This is a genomic window from Pseudomonas sp. AKS31 (assembly GCF_023634765.1).
GTDB lineage: Bacteria > Pseudomonadota > Gammaproteobacteria > Pseudomonadales > Pseudomonadaceae > Aquipseudomonas.
Map to the genome: position 1 here is coordinate 954,791 of NZ_JAMLFX010000001.1, position 16,481 is coordinate 971,271.

16 protein-coding genes are annotated in these 16,481 nt (G+C 59.6%); all 16 read left to right on the top strand.

Going from position 1 to position 16,481, the window contains the following annotated elements:
- Positions 1-215: 215 nt before the first annotated feature.
- The 16 genes from M9827_RS04320 (at position 216) to fliI (ending at position 16,475) form a co-directional block, all read left to right on the top strand.
- The gene (locus M9827_RS04320) at positions 216-1,142 is read left to right on the top strand and encodes a ketoacyl-ACP synthase III (protein ID WP_007920064.1); all 927 of its coding nucleotides are present in this window, start codon (positions 216-218) and stop codon (positions 1,140-1,142) included.
- 87 nt (positions 1,143-1,229) lie between these two features.
- Positions 1,230-2,519 carry a motility associated factor glycosyltransferase family protein gene (locus M9827_RS04325; protein ID WP_250603734.1) on the top strand — a complete coding sequence of 430 codons (1,290 nt, stop codon included), beginning with the start codon at positions 1,230-1,232 and terminating at the stop codon, positions 2,517-2,519.
- Entirely contained in the window at positions 2,516-2,782 is a 267-nt protein-coding gene (locus tag M9827_RS04330; protein ID WP_250603736.1) for a hypothetical protein, read from the top strand. Before M9827_RS04325 ends, M9827_RS04330 begins: the two co-directional genes overlap by 4 nt.
- 242 nt (positions 2,783-3,024) lie before the next feature.
- Positions 3,025-3,876: a flagellin domain-containing protein gene (locus M9827_RS04335; RefSeq protein WP_007920059.1), complete on the top strand. Its 852-nt coding sequence runs from the start codon at positions 3,025-3,027 to the stop codon at positions 3,874-3,876.
- 73 nt (positions 3,877-3,949) lie between these two features.
- Positions 3,950-4,306 carry a flagellar protein FlaG gene (locus tag M9827_RS04340; RefSeq protein WP_250603738.1) on the top strand — a complete coding sequence of 119 codons (357 nt, stop codon included), beginning with the start codon at positions 3,950-3,952 and terminating at the stop codon, positions 4,304-4,306.
- A gap of 82 nt (positions 4,307-4,388) precedes the next feature.
- Complete coding sequence (gene fliD / locus M9827_RS04345) at positions 4,389-5,843, top strand: flagellar filament capping protein FliD (protein ID WP_250603740.1); 1,455 nt, start codon at positions 4,389-4,391, stop codon at positions 5,841-5,843.
- Between the two features lie 129 nt (positions 5,844-5,972).
- Positions 5,973-6,371, top strand: a complete 399-nt coding sequence (gene fliS, locus M9827_RS04350; protein WP_095191145.1) for a flagellar export chaperone FliS — start codon at positions 5,973-5,975, stop codon at positions 6,369-6,371.
- Between the two features lie 11 nt (positions 6,372-6,382).
- Positions 6,383-6,679: a flagellar protein FliT gene (fliT, locus tag M9827_RS04355; protein WP_250603742.1), complete on the top strand. Its 297-nt coding sequence runs from the start codon at positions 6,383-6,385 to the stop codon at positions 6,677-6,679.
- 172 nt (positions 6,680-6,851) lie between these two features.
- Positions 6,852-8,327 carry a sigma-54 dependent transcriptional regulator gene (locus M9827_RS04360; protein ID WP_007920053.1) on the top strand — a complete coding sequence of 492 codons (1,476 nt, stop codon included), beginning with the start codon at positions 6,852-6,854 and terminating at the stop codon, positions 8,325-8,327.
- 125 nt (positions 8,328-8,452) lie between these two features.
- Positions 8,453-9,646 (top strand): sensor histidine kinase, encoded by a 1,194-nt coding sequence (locus M9827_RS04365; RefSeq protein ID WP_250604210.1) that lies wholly within the window; start codon positions 8,453-8,455, stop codon positions 9,644-9,646.
- A gap of 5 nt (positions 9,647-9,651) precedes the next feature.
- Positions 9,652-11,043 (top strand): sigma-54-dependent transcriptional regulator, encoded by a 1,392-nt coding sequence (locus M9827_RS04370; RefSeq protein ID WP_250603744.1) that lies wholly within the window; start codon positions 9,652-9,654, stop codon positions 11,041-11,043.
- 128 nt (positions 11,044-11,171) lie between these two features.
- Complete coding sequence (gene fliE / locus M9827_RS04375) at positions 11,172-11,501, top strand: flagellar hook-basal body complex protein FliE (RefSeq protein WP_123452716.1); 330 nt, start codon at positions 11,172-11,174, stop codon at positions 11,499-11,501.
- Between the two features lie 15 nt (positions 11,502-11,516).
- Positions 11,517-13,304: a flagellar basal-body MS-ring/collar protein FliF gene (gene fliF, locus M9827_RS04380; protein WP_250603747.1), complete on the top strand. Its 1,788-nt coding sequence runs from the start codon at positions 11,517-11,519 to the stop codon at positions 13,302-13,304.
- Positions 13,297-14,316, top strand: a complete 1,020-nt coding sequence (gene fliG / locus M9827_RS04385; protein WP_016771079.1) for a flagellar motor switch protein FliG — start codon at positions 13,297-13,299, stop codon at positions 14,314-14,316. The genes fliF and fliG overlap by 8 nt, the downstream gene beginning before the upstream one ends.
- 4 nt (positions 14,317-14,320) lie before the next feature.
- Complete coding sequence (fliH, locus tag M9827_RS04390; RefSeq protein WP_250603749.1) at positions 14,321-15,127, top strand: flagellar assembly protein FliH; 807 nt, start codon at positions 14,321-14,323, stop codon at positions 15,125-15,127.
- Complete coding sequence (gene fliI / locus M9827_RS04395; RefSeq protein ID WP_116254413.1) at positions 15,117-16,475, top strand: flagellar protein export ATPase FliI; 1,359 nt, start codon at positions 15,117-15,119, stop codon at positions 16,473-16,475. The genes fliH and fliI overlap by 11 nt, the downstream gene beginning before the upstream one ends.
- Positions 16,476-16,481: the final 6 nt, after the last annotated feature.

The window sequence follows — 16,481 nt, forward strand, 5'->3', positions numbered from 1 at the left end:
CCGATTCGGCAAAATAGCGTGACCTGCGAGTCATAACGCGCATCTTCACTGTATTGTATTGATCGGGGAGATGGCGCCTGGCTCGTTTTCGATGCCAGTGATAGCCCTTTGCGCTCCCCGTGGCTGCCCGTTGTGGCGGCCGTTTTCTGTTTGTCGGCGCCCCTCGAAATCCTTGCGAGCGGTGGTCTTGGGCTGTTTTTTATTGGGAAGCCGTAATGATTGGCATAAAAAGCATTGCGAGCTACGTTCCTGTAGCCGGCGTGGACAATTACGCACAAGGTGCAAAATTCGAGAAGGATGAAGAATTCATCCTTGGCAAGATCGGTTCGGCGTTCCTGCCGCGCAAAGACGCTGAACAAGAAACCTCCGATCTGTGCGTGGAAGCGGCCAATGCGCTGTTTGCCAGCAACCCGGATCTGAAACGTGAATCGATCGACGCGTTGATCGTCGTCACCCAGAACGGTGACGAAGAAGGCTTGCCACACACCGCTGCGATCGTGCAGGACAAACTCGGTCTGCCAACCAACGTGGCCGCCTTCGACATTTCCCTGGGCTGCTCCGGTTACGTCTACGGCATTTACGCGATCAAGGGCTTCATGGAAGCCGCCGGCCTGAAGAACGGCCTGCTGATCACCGCTGATCCGTATTCGAAAATCGTCGATCCGGAAGACCGCAACACCACCATGCTGTTTGGCGATGCCGCTACCGCTACGTGGATGGGTGAAGATCCGACCTGGGCGCTGGGCAAGGCCAAGTTCGGTACCGACGGTTCCGGCGCACCGCATTTGAAAGTCACCGATGGCGTGTTCTTCATGAACGGTCGTCAGGTCTTCAACTTCGCCCTGCTCAAAGTCCCGGCGCACTTGCACGAACTGCTGGATGATTCAGGTCTCAAGGCTGACGACATCGATGCGTTCTGCATTCACCAGGGCAGTGCGGCAATTGTCGATGCCGTGGCGCGGCGCTTTGAAGGCGAGCCCGAGAAGTTCATCAAGGACATGGTCGAGACCGGCAATACCGTGTCGTCGAGCATTCCGTTGCTACTGGAAAAACACGTCATCGATTCCGATTGGCAGCGTATTGCTCTGAGCGGTTTTGGTGTCGGTCTGTCGTGGGGCTCGGCGATCATCTATCGCCCTTGAGCCAGAGCAAAAACGGCGGATACAAAAATAGCGTTCAAGGTTAACCTTGAGCGCTATTTTTTTGCCTGAAACGGAGCGCGAGGCGCCATGAGCGAGTTTTTTCAAGCCAATGCCGAGGTGTTGCAACGGCGCTGGCCGGCGCTGTTCGAGCGACTGATAGCGGAAGACAGTGCGGCCGTCCCTGCTCAACTGGTTGAGGGGCTAGGCTCGACGCTGAGCATCAACGGCATTCAACTCACCAGTCGTCACGATCGCCTCCATGAAGCACAGATTCAGGCGACCAGTCTGCCCGACAAGGCGCAATTGCACGTCTATGGCACCGGCCTCGGCGATTTGCCCGCTGTGCTACTTGAGCGCGCCGGGCTGCAACGCTTGTACGTGCACATCCTCAATGGCGCGCTGTTTGCGCTGGTGGTGCAACTGCTCGATCAGCGTCAGTGGCTGGAAGATCCGCGCGTTGAGTTGTTCTACGCCGGCGATCATCAAGATTTTTTCACGCCGTTTTTTGCGCTGCCCGCCGAGATGCTGCTGGCCGACGACTTCAATGCGAAGATCCGTGATCGGCTGGTCAATGAAGTCCATCTGGCGTTCAACAATCGCGAATTCGATGCGCAGTCGCCGTTCATTCAGCAGCGCTTGCAGGACTGCCTGCCGGTACTGCTCGGTGATGAAGATGTGGCGCAGTTGTTCGGTACCTGCACCGATCGCGAGATCTACGTGATCGGTACCGGGCCGACTCTGGAGGGGCACTTTGAGCGATTGGCAGCGCTTCGGACCCAGGTTCAGCGCCCGCTGCTCATCTGTGTCGACACGGCGTATCGGCCGTTGATCGAGCACGGGATCGTCCCGGATCTGGTGGTGACCATTGATCAGCGCATCAGCTTCCGTCATCTGCCGTCCGAGGCGTCCGACGGAATTGCGCTGGTGTATCTGCCCATGAGCGATCCCGAAGTTCTGCGGGCCTGGAAGGGCAAGCGCTATGGCGGTTACTCGGCCAGTCCGGTGTACGCCGGGTTGCGTGAACAGCATCCGCGCGCACTGCTCCACGTCGGCGGCAGCGTGATTCATCCGGCGGTGGATCTGGCGGTAAAAATGGGCGCGACCCGCATCACCCTGTTTGGCGCCGATTTCGCCTTCCCGATGAACAAGACTCACGCCGGCTGGAGCGATGGCGATCTGGGGCCGGGGGTTGATCAGGCGCGGCACTGGGTGCGCGACGGGCATGGGCAGCGGGTCAGTACCCAGCTCAACTTCCGTGGTTATCTGTGTGTGCTGGAGCGCTACATCGCTGCGCATCCGCACGTTGAGTTTTTCAACAGCAGCAGGGCAGGCGCGCTGATCGCCGGGACGCAATTCAATCAGGAGTTTGTGCAATGACGGCGATGAAAAAGTGCATCGGTGAATGCTGTCAGTGTGCAGGTCTGTTTCGGCTGGGGCGGGATGTCGAGGCAGCGCTGAGCATGGTCGATGTATTCGAAGGTGCCCAGCAGTTGCTGCTATCGGGGTCTGCGGATGTCCAGCAGAGGTGGGCGCAGGTGCTCTCGCAAATGTTCGATTGTCAGGAGCGCCATGACTGGTTGGGGCTGGCTGATTACATGGAATACGAATTGATCGGGTTGCTGGAAAGTGTACCGGCCTGAGCAGGCCGACAGCACTGGCCCGCAGGTTTGCGCCGCAGTCGGTTTTATGACGTCATTTTTTCGCGGCTGACGTACTGCTAAGTCATTGTTTTCTCGGGGGTGGCAGGGTGATGGCAAATTTTTTTCAAAAAGCCCTCAAGCAACCTGCAAACCCGACGATAACTATTACGAAGGTTCTCTAGGCCATACCCGGCGGTTGCCAGGGCCGGAAGCCGCAGTACCCAACCAACGAGGAATTCGTCATGGCTTTAACAGTAAACACCAACACCACGTCGTTGAACGTTCAGAAGAACCTGAACCGCGCTTCCGACGCTCTGTCGACTTCGATGCAGCGCCTGTCTTCCGGCCTGAAAATCAACAGCGCTAAAGACGACGCCGCTGGCCTGCAGATCTCGAACCGTATGTCCTCGCAGATCCGTGGTAACACCCAAGCCATCCAGAACGCCAACGACGGTATCTCCGTTGCCCAGACCGCTGAAGGCGCTCTGCAAGCTACTACCGACATTCTGCAGCGTATGCGTGAACTGGCTGTTAAAGCACGTAACGGTACCAACGGCACTGCTGACCAGACCGCTACCAACGCTGAATTCGCTCAGATGTCCGACGAGATCACTCGTATCTCGGCTTCGACCAACCTGAACGGCAAAAACCTGCTGGACGGTTCGGCTGGTACTGTGACCCTGCAAGTGGGCGCAAACACCGGTTCGGCTAACCACATCGACCTGGTACTGAGCTCCAAGTTCGACGCAGTAAGCCTGTCGGTAGGTAGCGGTACTCTGTCCCTGACCGGTGCTACCGTAACTGGCGCTTCGCAGAACATCGACAACGCGATCACCGCGATCGACGCTGCAATCGCTGCCATCGGTGCAACCCGCGCCAGCCTGGGTGCTTCGCAAAACCGTCTGACCAGCACCATCCAGAACTTGCAGAACATCACTGAAAACACCACTGCTGCACAAGGTCGCGTACAAGATACCGACTTCGCCGCAGAGACTGCTAACCTGACCAAGCAGCAAACCCTGCAACAGGCTTCGACCTCGGTTCTGGCTCAAGCCAACCAACTGCCTTCCGCTGTACTGAAGCTGCTTCAGTAATTTCGGATCGAGTTTGGGCGGGGGAGTGCGCTGGTCGCGCTCTCTCGCCTTTTTACGTTAAGAGGTGATGGGCATGGACATGAGCGTGAAGCTTAACGTGTCTTATCCGGCTCCCAAGCCAGTAACGCCGGTTGCTGACAAACCGTCAGACACGCCTAAAGTTGCCAAGACTGAAGCGCCGGTCGCTGCGAAGAGTCAGGATTCGGACGACGCCAAATTGAAATTGGCGGTGCAGGAGATCGAAAAGTTTGTCCAGTCGATCAAGCGCAATCTGGAGTTCTCGATCGATGAGCATTCCGGGAAGGTCATCGTCAAGGTGATCGCAAGCGAGACGGGTGAGGTCGTTCGACAGATTCCCTCCGCCGAAGCCTTGAAGCTGGCAGACAGTCTGGCCAATGCCAGTCACGTATTGTTCGACGCGAAAGTCTGATAGCTGGCATGAATAGTGTTTGTTCGTTCCCAAGACGCTGGTAACGGTCAAAAGAATGGCAACAATCTGAAGGGAGATGCACATGGCAAGTCCAATTCTACCGGGTTCCGGACTGGGTTCCGGTCTGGACATCGGCGCGATCGTCACCGCGCTGGTCAACGCCGACAAGTCTGCCAAGCAGACGCAGATCGATTCTGCGACCAAAACCAACACGCTGAAGATTTCCGGTGTCGGTTCGTTGAAGAGTGCGCTGACCGCATTCCAGACGGCGATGACCAACCTGAGCAGCAAGACCAATCCTGCGTTTGCCGGCTTCACGGCGACCTCGGGCAACACGGATATCCTCAGCGCCACGTCCGACAGCACGGCGGTTGCGGGAAAATACAACGTGGTGGTGAACAAGCTGGCCACGGGCTCGAAAATTGCCAGTGCCTCTTTCGCCGGCGGCGCCGCCAGTGCCATTCCGAGTGGTACCCTGAAAATCAGTCAGAATGGCACTGATTACAACGTAGACATTCCGGCCAATGCCACCTTGCAGACTACCCGTGACGCCATCAACAAGGCGCAGGGCAGCAACGGCATTTCCGCCAACATCGTGACCGACAGCTCCGGGTCTTCGCGCCTGGTGATCAGTTCGAGCAAGACCGGCGCAGGTTCTGACATGACCGTCAGCGGTATTGCCGGCCTGGAAATCGATGGTACTCAGCCGATGGGCAGCAGTCCGGCAGCAGGCGCTTCGGGCGCCGTCAACGGCGTTGCGCAAAACGCCGAGCTGACCATCGACGGCCTGACAGTGACCAGCAAGAGCAACACGGTGAGCGGCGCAATCAGCGGTCTGACGCTGAATCTCACGTCGGTCACGCCAACCAATGGCGCACCTACTGTTGTCAGCGTTGATGCCAACACCAAAGGGTTGCAGACATCGATCCAGTCGTTTGTCGACGCTTACAACACGCTGAAGACGACCATCGATACCCTGTCCAAGGCGACACCGGACGAAGATGGCAAGCTGACTGTGCAGGCCGCATTCACGGGCGACTCGCTGCCGCGTTCGCTGATTGCCGATATTCGTAGTCAGTTGACGGCCCCGGGTGCCGGTGGTCCGCTGTCTGTGCTGTCGCAGTTGGGTGTGATGACCGACCGCAACAACGGTAACCTGACCTTTGATACAGCGGCGTTCAACAAGACTATGGATCAGCCGGGCATGACTGGCCAGGTTCAGCAGTTGTTCACCGGAACCAACGACACCAATGGTCTGCTGGCGCGGATGAAAAAGGCGGTTGATCCGTACCTCAATGCTCCGGCGGGCAGTAAGGTTACCAGCGGTTTGCTTGATCAGCGTCTGACCATTCTCAATAACAACACGCGCACCCTCACCAACCAGCAGCTGGCGCTGGACTTGCGTGTCGCCAACCTGACCAAGACGTTGACTGCCAAGTACAACGCCATGGACTTGCTGGTAGGGCAGATGAAGGCTACGGCGAGCAACATTACGTCGTTCTTCAGCTCGCTGAACGCTCAGCAGTCCGCGAAGTAACAGGCGGACACGACAAAAACCCGGCTACGCTTTATCGGCGTGCGCCGGGTTTTTGTCTTTTGATCTAAAGTTCTGTGATTCGTTGGCGATACACTGGTTATACGAGTCATTGTGGCAATGAGGTAGAACATGAATCCGATGTTAGCCCTTCGGCAGTATCAGAAAGTCGGCGCACACGCCCAGACATCCGAGGCGAGCCCGCACCGTCTGGTGCAAATGTTGATGGAAGGTGGACTGGCCCGAATCGCTCAGGCCAAAGGCGCCATCGAGCGCAAGGACATTCCTGGCAAATGCACTTCGATCAGCAAGGCGATCGGCATTGTCAGCGGTCTGCGTGAAGGCCTTGATCTGGAAAACAGCGCAGATACCCTGGCTGATCTGGATGGGTTGTATATCTACATGATGAAGCGCCTCGCCGAGGCGAACATCAGCAGCGACCCGCGCATTCTTGATGAGGTTGCCGGCTTGCTGAGCACGGTCAAGGAAGGCTGGGATGCTATTGCCCCTGTGCCTGCTCCGCAGTTCTGAAGGAGATCGTCATGAGTCTTGTATTGCAGCGAATCGCCGATACCCGAGAAGCGTTGGTCAGTGCCCTGGCCGAGCGCAATTGGGAAGCCATTGGCGAGCTGGATCTGGCTTGCCGTTCCTGCATGGAAGACGTCATGGCTGAGGCTGCACTGGATGAAGTCGCATTGCGCGACAACCTTGAGGAGTTGCTCCACGTCTACAAAGACCTTCTTGAGGTGGCCATGGGTGAGCGGCAAGCGATAGCCAACGAGATGTCGCAGATCACCCAAGCGCAAAAGGCGGCAAAGGTTTACCATCTGTTTGGTTAATTGACCTCCAGTTAATCCAGGCATGTGCGCCATAAATTTGACTGTGCACGGTTTTTTGACTTAACTAGTGGCTGTTTTCAGATTTCAGGCGTCTACAGGCACATGGTGTCCTGCAAGCGTCTCGCTTGCCCCTAATTTCGGGCATTGAGTTGACTAGGGAAGTTGCTATTGCATGTGGCGTGAAACCAAAATTCTGCTGATCGATGACGATAGCGTCCGCCGCCGCGACCTGGCGGTGATTCTAAATTTTCTCGGCGAAGAAAATTTACCCTGCGGCAGCCATGACTGGCAGCAGGCAGTCGGCTCTTTGTCGTCTAGTCGTGAGGTCATTTGCGTACTGATCGGGACCGTTAATGCTCCTGGTGCGCTTTTGGGCTTGTTAAAGACACTCTCGACCTGGGATGAGTTCCTTCCGGTTTTGTTAATGGGCGATAATTCTTCCGTTGACCTGCCTGAAGACCAGCGTCGCCGAGTGCTTTCGACCCTCGAAATGCCACCCAGCTACAGCAAATTGCTCGATTCGCTGCACCGTGCCCAGGTCTACCGCGAGATGTACGACCAGGCCCGCGAGCGCGGGCGTCATCGCGAACCCAACCTGTTCCGCAGCCTTGTCGGCACCAGTCGTGCGATCCAGCACGTGCGCCAGATGATGCAGCAAGTGGCCGACACCGACGCCAGCGTGCTGATCCTCGGTGAGTCCGGCACTGGCAAGGAAGTGGTTGCGCGCAACCTGCATTACCATTCCAAGCGCCGCGACGCACCGTTCGTGCCGGTCAACTGCGGGGCGATCCCTGCTGAGCTGCTCGAAAGCGAACTGTTCGGCCATGAGAAGGGCGCCTTCACCGGCGCGATCACCAGCCGTGCGGGCCGTTTCGAACTGGCCAACGGCGGTACGCTGTTCCTCGACGAAATCGGCGACATGCCGCTGCCGATGCAAGTCAAGCTGCTGCGCGTGCTGCAGGAGCGCACCTTCGAGCGCGTGGGCAGCAACAAGACCCAGAGCGTCGATGTGCGCATCATCGCCGCGACCCACAAGAATCTCGAAAGCATGATCGAGATCGGCACCTTCCGCGAAGACCTCTACTATCGCCTGAACGTGTTCCCGATCGAGATGGCGCCGCTGCGTGAGCGCGTCGAAGACATTCCGTTGCTGATGAACGAACTGATTTCGCGCATGGAGCACGAGAAGCGCGGTTCGATCCGCTTCAACTCGGCGGCCATCATGTCGCTGTGCCGTCACGGCTGGCCGGGCAACGTCCGCGAGCTCGCCAACCTGGTGGAGCGCATGGCGATCATGCATCCGTACGGGGTGATCGGCGTGGTCGAACTGCCGAAGAAATTCCGCTACGTCGACGACGAAGACGAGCAGATGGTCGACAGCCTGCGCAGCGATCTCGAAGAGCGCGTGGCGATCAATGGCCATACGCCGGACTTCACCGCCAACGCCATGCTGCCGCCGGAAGGCCTGGACCTCAAAGACTACCTCGGTGGTCTGGAGCAGGGCCTGATTCAGCAGGCGCTGGACGATGCCAATGGCATTGTGGCGCGTGCGGCTGAACGTCTGCGTATCCGTCGTACCACCCTGGTCGAGAAGATGCGCAAGTACGGCATGAGCCGACGCGATGGAGATGAACAGGCGGAGGATTGACGCCTGTTTTTCAACTGCTTCATTTATAAGCAGTTTTTTTTAGGCACGGGTATTGCTACAGCCCTCGCAACGTTCCGTTTAACTGACGGTCAGCCAAGCGAGAAAGCACAATGCCCCACGCCCAGATGTCTTCTGCCTCCAGTCCCGAGGGGCAGCCGTCCTCCGTAGAGCAGGCAAGCCGACAGGGCCTGGAGCAGGCATTCGAGCTGTTCAGCCAGATGTCCAGCCAACTGACGGACTCCTACAGCATGCTTGAAGCGCGGGTGACCGAGCTCAAGGGTGAACTCGCAGTCGTCAGTGCCCAGCGCATGCAGGAGCTGGCGGAAAAGGAACGCTTGGCCAACCGCCTGCAAAACCTCCTTGACCTGTTGCCCGGTGGCGTCATCGTCATCGACGGTCATGGCATGGTGCGCGAAGCCAATCCGGCCGCCACCGAACTGCTCGGCCTGCCGCTTGAGGGCGAGTTGTGGCGCCATGTGATTGCGCGTTGCTTTGCCCCGCGTGAAGACGACGGTCATGAAATTTCCCTGAAAAATGGTCGACGCCTGTCGATTGCCACCCGCTCGCTGGACGCCGAGCCGGGGCAATTGGTGTTGCTCAACGACCTGACAGAAACCCGTCATCTGCAGGATCAACTGGCGCGTCACGAGCGTTTGTCCTCGCTGGGGCGCATGGTCGCTTCGCTGGCCCATCAGATCCGCACGCCGCTGTCCGCCGCTTTGCTCTACGCCAGTCATTTGACTGAGCAGGAATTACCGGTCGCCACCCAGCAGCGTTTCGCCGGGCGCCTGAAAGAACGTCTACATGAACTCGAACACCAGGTGCGCGACATGCTGGTGTTCGCTCGCGGTGAGCTGCCGCTGACCGATCGCCTCACCCCGAACACCTTGATGCAGGCACTGCAAGCGGCGGCACTGACGCACGTGCAGGATCTGCCCATCCGCTGGCAGTGCGACAGTCATGCCGGCGAGCTGCTGTGCAACCGCGACACGTTGGTCGGAGCGCTGTTGAACCTGATCGAAAACGCCATTCAGGCCAGTGCCGCCGACGTCCGCCTGAAAGTCCATTGCTACACCCGCGACAACAACCTGCATCTGAGTATCAGCGACAGTGGCAGCGGCATCGAGCCGGCGGTGCTGGCGCGGCTCGGCGAGCCATTTTTTACCACCAAAGTCACCGGCACCGGTCTGGGCCTGACGGTGGTCAAGGCTGTGGCCCGGGCACATCAGGGAGAATTGCGGCTGCGTTCGCGAGTCGGGCGCGGCACATGCGCGCAGGTGATCCTGCCGCTGTTTTCCGCTGTACAGGGAGCTGAGTGAAAGACATGGGCATCAAGGTTTTGCTGGTCGAGGATGACCGCTCGTTGCGCGAGGCGCTGGCCGATACGTTGTTGCTGGCCGGCCACGATTACCACGCGGTCGGTTGCGCTGAAGATGCGCTGACGGCGGTGGCGCGCGAGGCGTTCAGTCTGGTGGTCAGTGACGTCAACATGCCCGGTATGGACGGCCATCAATTGCTCGGCCTGCTGCGTGCCCGCCAACCGCAATTGCCGGTGTTGCTGATGACCGCGCACGGCGCGGTCGAGCGTGCCGTCGATGCAATGCGTCAGGGCGCGGCCGACTATCTGGTCAAACCGTTTGAGCCCAAGGCGTTGCTGGATCTGGTGGCGCGGCATGCGCTGGGCAGCATTGGCACAAGCGACGGCGAAGGCCCGGTGGCAGTCGAGCCGGCCAGTGCGCAATTGCTGGAGTTGGCAGCGCGGGTGGCGCGCAGCGATTCGACAGTGCTGATCTCCGGTGAATCCGGCACCGGTAAAGAAGTGCTGGCGCGCTACATTCACCAGCAATCCCACCGCGCCAGCCAGCCGTTCATTGCGATCAACTGCGCGGCGATCCCGGACAACATGCTCGAAGCAACATTGTTCGGCCACGAAAAGGGTTCGTTCACCGGCGCCATTGCCGCGCAGGCTGGCAAGTTCGAACAAGCCGACGGCGGCACGCTGTTGCTCGACGAAATCTCCGAAATGCCCCTCGGTCTGCAAGCCAAATTGCTGCGCGTCTTGCAAGAGCGCGAGGTCGAGCGCGTCGGTGCACGTAAACCGATTGCTCTGGATATTCGCGTGGTCGCCACCACCAACCGCGATCTGGCGGGCGAAGTGGCGGCGGGGCGGTTCCGCGAAGATCTTTTTTACCGCCTGTCGGTTTTTCCCCTGGCCTGGCGTCCACTTCGCGAGCGCACTGCCGATATCCTGCCGCTGGCCGAAAGGTTGCTGGCCAAACACGTCAATAAAATGAAGCACGCAGCGGCGAAACTCTCGCCTGAGGCGCAAGTGTGCCTGACCGCTTACCCGTGGCCAGGCAATGTGCGTGAACTGGATAACGCCATTCAGCGTGCGTTGATCTTGCAGCAGGGCGGTTTGATTCAGCCGCAGGATTTCTGTCTGGCGGGTCCCGTGACGTACACCGCGATGCCCGTCGCCGCGCCAGTGTCAGCGGTGCTTCGCGAGGTGGAAATCGAAGCGGATTCGGCCGGCGCCCTGGGCGATGACCTGCGCCGCCGGGAGTTTCAGATGATCATCGATACCCTGCGCGCCGAGCGTGGACGACGCAAGGAAGCCGCAGAAAAGCTCGGCATCAGCCCGCGCACCCTGCGCTACAAACTGGCGCAAATGCGCGATGCCGGGATGGACGTCGAAGGCTATCTGTTCGCCACCTGACGTCTGACGCAACGATTTGAAAATGCTTTTCTGAAAGGGGTGCCCATGAGCTGGCACCCTTGTTGCTAATACCTGTGTACCCGCCGAGTGAGTGTCAAAAAATTGCGGGCCGCCCAAGAGAGTAGACCATGAGCCAAGGTATTGAATTTAATCGGTTGATGACAGACATGAAGGCCATGAAGCTGGATGCCATGTCTGCACCGAAATCGACGACCGCTGTCCCTGAACTGGCGGGCAGCAGCTTTTCCGACATGCTCGGTCAGGCGATCAACAAGGTCAGCGATACCCAGCAGGCGTCGACTCAGTTGGCCAACGCATTTGAAGTGGGCAAGAGCGGCGTCGACCTGACGGACGTGATGATCGCTTCGCAAAAAGCCAGCGTGTCGTTCCAGGCTCTGACCCAGGTGCGCAACAAGCTGGTTCAGGCTTACCAAGACATCATGCAGATGCCGGTTTAAGGACGAGATTGAGTCATGGCAGAAGCAGTCGCCGATAACGTTCCGGCCAAGGCCACCCCGATAGACGGCAAACCGCCGCTGTTCGGCCTGTCCTTCCTGGAAAACCTCTCCGAGATGACCATGCTGCGTCAGGTGGGCCTGTTGGTCGGCCTGGCTGCGAGCGTGGCGATTGGCTTTGCCGTGGTGCTGTGGTCGCAGCAGCCGGATTACCGTCCGTTGTACGGCAGCCTGGCCGGCATGGACGCCAAACAGGTCATGGACACCCTGGCCTCTGCCGACATTCCTTACACCGTCGAACCGAACTCCGGCGCCTTGCTGGTCAAGGCCGATGATCTGTCGCGCGCGCGCCTCAAGCTCGCAGCCGCTGGTGTCACTCCCAGCGACGGCAACATCGGTTTCGAAATCCTCGACAAGGAACAGGGTCTGGGCACCAGCCAGTTCATGGAAGCGACGCGTTATCGTCGCGGCCTGGAAGGTGAGCTGGCGCGGACCATCTCCAGCCTGAACAACGTCAAGGGTGCCCGCGTGCACCTGGCGATCCCGAAGAGTTCGGTGTTCGTGCGTGATGAACGCAAGCCAAGTGCTTCGGTTCTGGTCGAGCTGTACAGCGGTCGTTCGCTGGAGCCGGGGCAGGTGGTCGCGATCATCAACCTGGTGGCCACCTCCGTTCCTGAATTGAGCAAGTCGCAGATCACCGTCGTCGACCAGAAGGGCAACCTGCTCTCTGATCAGGCGGAAAACTCCGAAATGACCATGGCCGGCAAGCAGTTCGATTACAGCCGTCGCATGGAAAGCATGCTCACTCAACGCGTGCACAACATTCTGCAACCGGTACTGGGCAACGATCGCTACAAGGCTGAAGTCTCGGCCGACGTCGATTTCAGCGCCGTCGAATCGACCGCCGAACAGTTCAATCCGGATCAACCGGCGTTGCGCAGCGAGCAGTCGGTCAACGAACAACGCACCGCCAGCAATGGCCCGCAAGGTGTGCCGGGTGCCCTGAGCAACCAGCCACCGTCGCCGGCCTCGGCACCGCAAACCACTGGTGGCGCCGCAGCGCCGGCCGGCATGATTCAGCCGGGTCAGCCATTGGTGGATGCCAACGGTCAGCAGATCATGGACCCGGCCACCGGCCAGCCGATGCTCGCGCCGTACCCGGCCGACAAGCGTCAACAATCGACCAAGAACTTCGAGCTTGATCGTTCCATCAGCCACACCAAACAGCAGCAGGGTCGCCTGAATCGTCTGTCGGTGTCGGTGGTGGTCGATGATCAGGTCAAGGTCAACGCGGCCAACGGCGAAACCACCCGTGCACCGTGGAGCGCCGACGAATTGGCGCGCTTCACTCGTCTGGTTCAGGACGCGGTCGGTTTCGACGCCAGCCGTGGCGACAGCGTCAGCGTGATCAACATGCCGTTCTCCGCCGAGCGCGGCGAAGTGATTGCCGATATTCCGTTCTACTCCCAGCCATGGTTCTGGGACATCGTCAAACAAGTGCTGGGTGTGCTGTTCATCCTGGTGCTGGTGTTTGGTGTGCTGCGTCCGGTGCTCAATAACATCACCGGCGGCGGCAAAGGCAAGGAGCTGGCCGGTCTGGGCAGCGACGTGGAACTCGGTGGCATGGGCGGCCTGGACGGCGACCTGGCCAACGACCGCGTAAGCCTCGGTGGTCCGCAGAGCATTCTGTTGCCGAGCCCAAGTGAGGGTTATGACGCGCAACTGAATGCAATCAAGAGTCTGGTAGCTGAAGACCCGGGTCGCGTGGCTCAGGTCGTGAAAGAGTGGATTAACGCAGATGAGTGATAACCGAGCCGCTACCGTCAAACTGACCAAGGTCGACAAAGCCGCGATTCTGCTGCTGTCCCTGGGTTCGACCGATGCCGCACAAGTGCTGCGTCACATGGGCCCGAAAGAGGTTCAGCGGGTCGGTGTGGCCATGGCGCAGATGGGCAACGTCCATCGCGAGCAGGTTGAACAGGTGATGAGCGAGTTCGTCGACATCGTCGGCGACCAGACCAGCCTCGGCGTCGGTTCCGACGACTACGTGCGCAAAATGCTCACCCAGGCCCTGGGTGAAGACAAGGCCAACGGCCTGATCGACCGCATCCTGCTCGGCGGCAACACCAGCGGCCTCGACAGCCTGAAGTGGATGGAGCCGCGCGCCGTTGCCGACGTGATCCGTTACGAACACCCGCAGATTCAGGCGATCGTGGTCGCGTACCTCGACCCGGATCAGGCCGGTGAAGTGCTTGGCAACTTCGACCACAAGGTGCGTCTGGACATCATCCTGCGCGTGTCATCGTTGAACACCGTGCAGCCAGCAGCATTGAAAGAGCTCAACCAGATTCTCGAGAAGCAGTTCTCCGGCAACTCGAATGCCTCGCGCACCACCCTGGGTGGCATCAAGCGCGCGGCGGACATCATGAACTTCCTCGACAGCTCGATCGAAGGCCAGCTCATGGACTCGATCCGCGAAGTCGACGAAGACCTGTCCGGTCAGATCGAAGACCTCATGTTCGTGTTCAACAACCTCGCCGATGTTGACGACCGTGGTATTCAGGCGTTGCTGCGCGAAGTGTCCTCGGACGTGCTGGTACTGGCCCTCAAGGGCTCGGACGAAGGCGTCAAAGAGAAGATCTTCAAGAACATGTCCAAACGTGCCGCCGAACTGTTGCGCGACGACCTCGAGGCCAAAGGTCCGGTGCGCGTCAGCGACGTCGAAACGGCGCAGAAGGAAATCCTCACCATCGCCCGCCGTATGGCCGAAGCCGGAGAAATCGTTCTCGGTGGCAAGGGCGGCGAGGAAATGATCTAAGCCCATGGACAAGCACGACGACGATGTGACGGATCTGATCCGTGCCCGTGATGTCCGTGGTTTCGAATCCTGGGCCATGCCCAGCTTCGACCCGCCGAAGCCGGAACCCGAGCCTGAACCGGAACCTGAACCGCCGGAAATGGAAGAAGTGCCGCTGGAAGAAGTCCAGCCACTGACCCTGGAAGAACTCGAAAGCATCCGTCAGGAGGCTTACAACGAAGGCTTCGGCATCGGCGAGAAAGAAGGTTTTCACAGCGCCACGCTCAAGGTCCGTCAGGAAGCTGAAGTGGCGCTGGCGGCGAAGCTGGCCAGCCTCGAGCAGTTGATGGCGAACCTGTTCGAGCCGATCGCCGAGCAAGACACCCAGATCGAAAAGTCGCTGGTCGACCTCGTGCAGCACATCACCAAACAAGTGATCAAGCGCGAACTGGCCATCGATTCCAGCCAGATCGAACACGTCATGCGCGACGCCCTCAAGCTGTTGCCGCTGGGCGTCGACAACGTGCGCCTGTACGTCAATCCGCAGGACTTCGAACAGGCCAAAGCCCTGCGCGAGCGTCATGAGGAAACCTGGCGCATCGTCGAAGACGAAGCGCTGATGCCCGGCGGTTGCCGCGTGGAAACCGAGCACAGCCGTATCGATGCGAGCATCGAAACCCGCGTTGCTCAGGTCATGGCCAAACTGTTCGATCAATTGCACGAACAGGCTTTGCACCCGGCCGAGGCGGATCTGAGCCTGGACATTCCGGAAGACGTAAAACCGGCGGCCGCACCTGAAGAGCCGCTCGCGGACGACTCCGATGCGCCTTGAACGCACCAGTTTCGCCAAGCGTCTGAGCACTTACGCTGAGGCCACCGAGATTGCCGGCGCGCCGATTCTTGAAGGTCGCCTGCTGCGCATGGTCGGTCTCACCCTCGAAGCCGAAGGCCTGCGCGCCGCCATGGGCACGCGCTGCCTGGTGATCAACGACGACAGCTATCACCCGTCCCAGGTCGAAGCGGAAGTCATGGGGTTTTCCGGCGGCAAAGTCTTCCTGATGCCGGTCGGCAGTGTCGCCGGTATCGCTCCCGGTGCCCGCGTGGTGCCGCTGGCTGAAACCGGCCGCTTGCCGATGGGCATGAGCATGCTCGGGCGCGTCCTCGACGGCGCCGGTCGTGCGCTGGACGGCAAGGGCGGCATGAAGGCCGAAGACTGGGTGCCGATGGACGGCCCGACGATCAACCCGCTCAACCGTGACCCGATCAGCGTGCCGCTGGACGTCGGTATCCGTTGCATCAACGGTTTGCTGACGGTCGGTCGTGGTCAGCGTCTGGGCTTGTTCGCCGGTACCGGTGTCGGTAAATCCGTGCTGCTGGGCATGATGACCCGCTTCACCGAGGCTGACATTATCGTCGTTGGCCTGATCGGTGAGCGGGGTCGAGAAGTTAAGGAATTCATCGAGCACATCCTCGGTGAAGAAGGCCTCAAGCGCTCCGTGGTGGTCGCCTCGCCCGCGGACGATGCGCCGCTGATGCGTTTGCGCGCCGCCATGTATTGCACGCGAATCGCCGAGTACTTCCGCGACAAGGGCAAGAACGTCCTGCTGCTGATGGATTCGCTGACCCGTTTCGCTCAGGCGCAGCGGGAAATCGCCCTGGCCATCGGCGAACCGCCGGCAACCAAGGGTTATCCGCCGTCGGTGTTCGCCAAGTTGCCGAAACTGGTTGAACGTGCCGGTAACGCGGAGAAGGGAGGTGGTTCGATTACCGCGTTCTACACCGTGCTGTCTGAAGGTGATGACCAGCAGGACCCGATTGCCGACTCGGCCCGAGGCGTACTCGACGGTCACATCGTGCTGTCCCGGCGTCTGGCCGAGGAAGGGCACTATCCGGCCATCGACATCGAAGCGTCGATCAGCCGGGTGATGCCAGCGGTGGTTTCGCCCGAGCACATGCAGCGCGCGCAATACTTCAAACAGTTGTGGTCGCGCTATCAGCAGAGCCGCGATCTGATCAGCGTCGGTGCCTACGTTGCCGGCGGCGACCGCGAGACCGATCTGGCGATTTCCCTGCAACCGCAGTTGGTCCGCTACCAGCGTCAGGGCCTCAACGACAAAATCAACATGGGTGAAAGCCAGGCCTATCTCGAGACCTTGTTCGCCCCTGCGGCGGGCGGGTAACCGGCC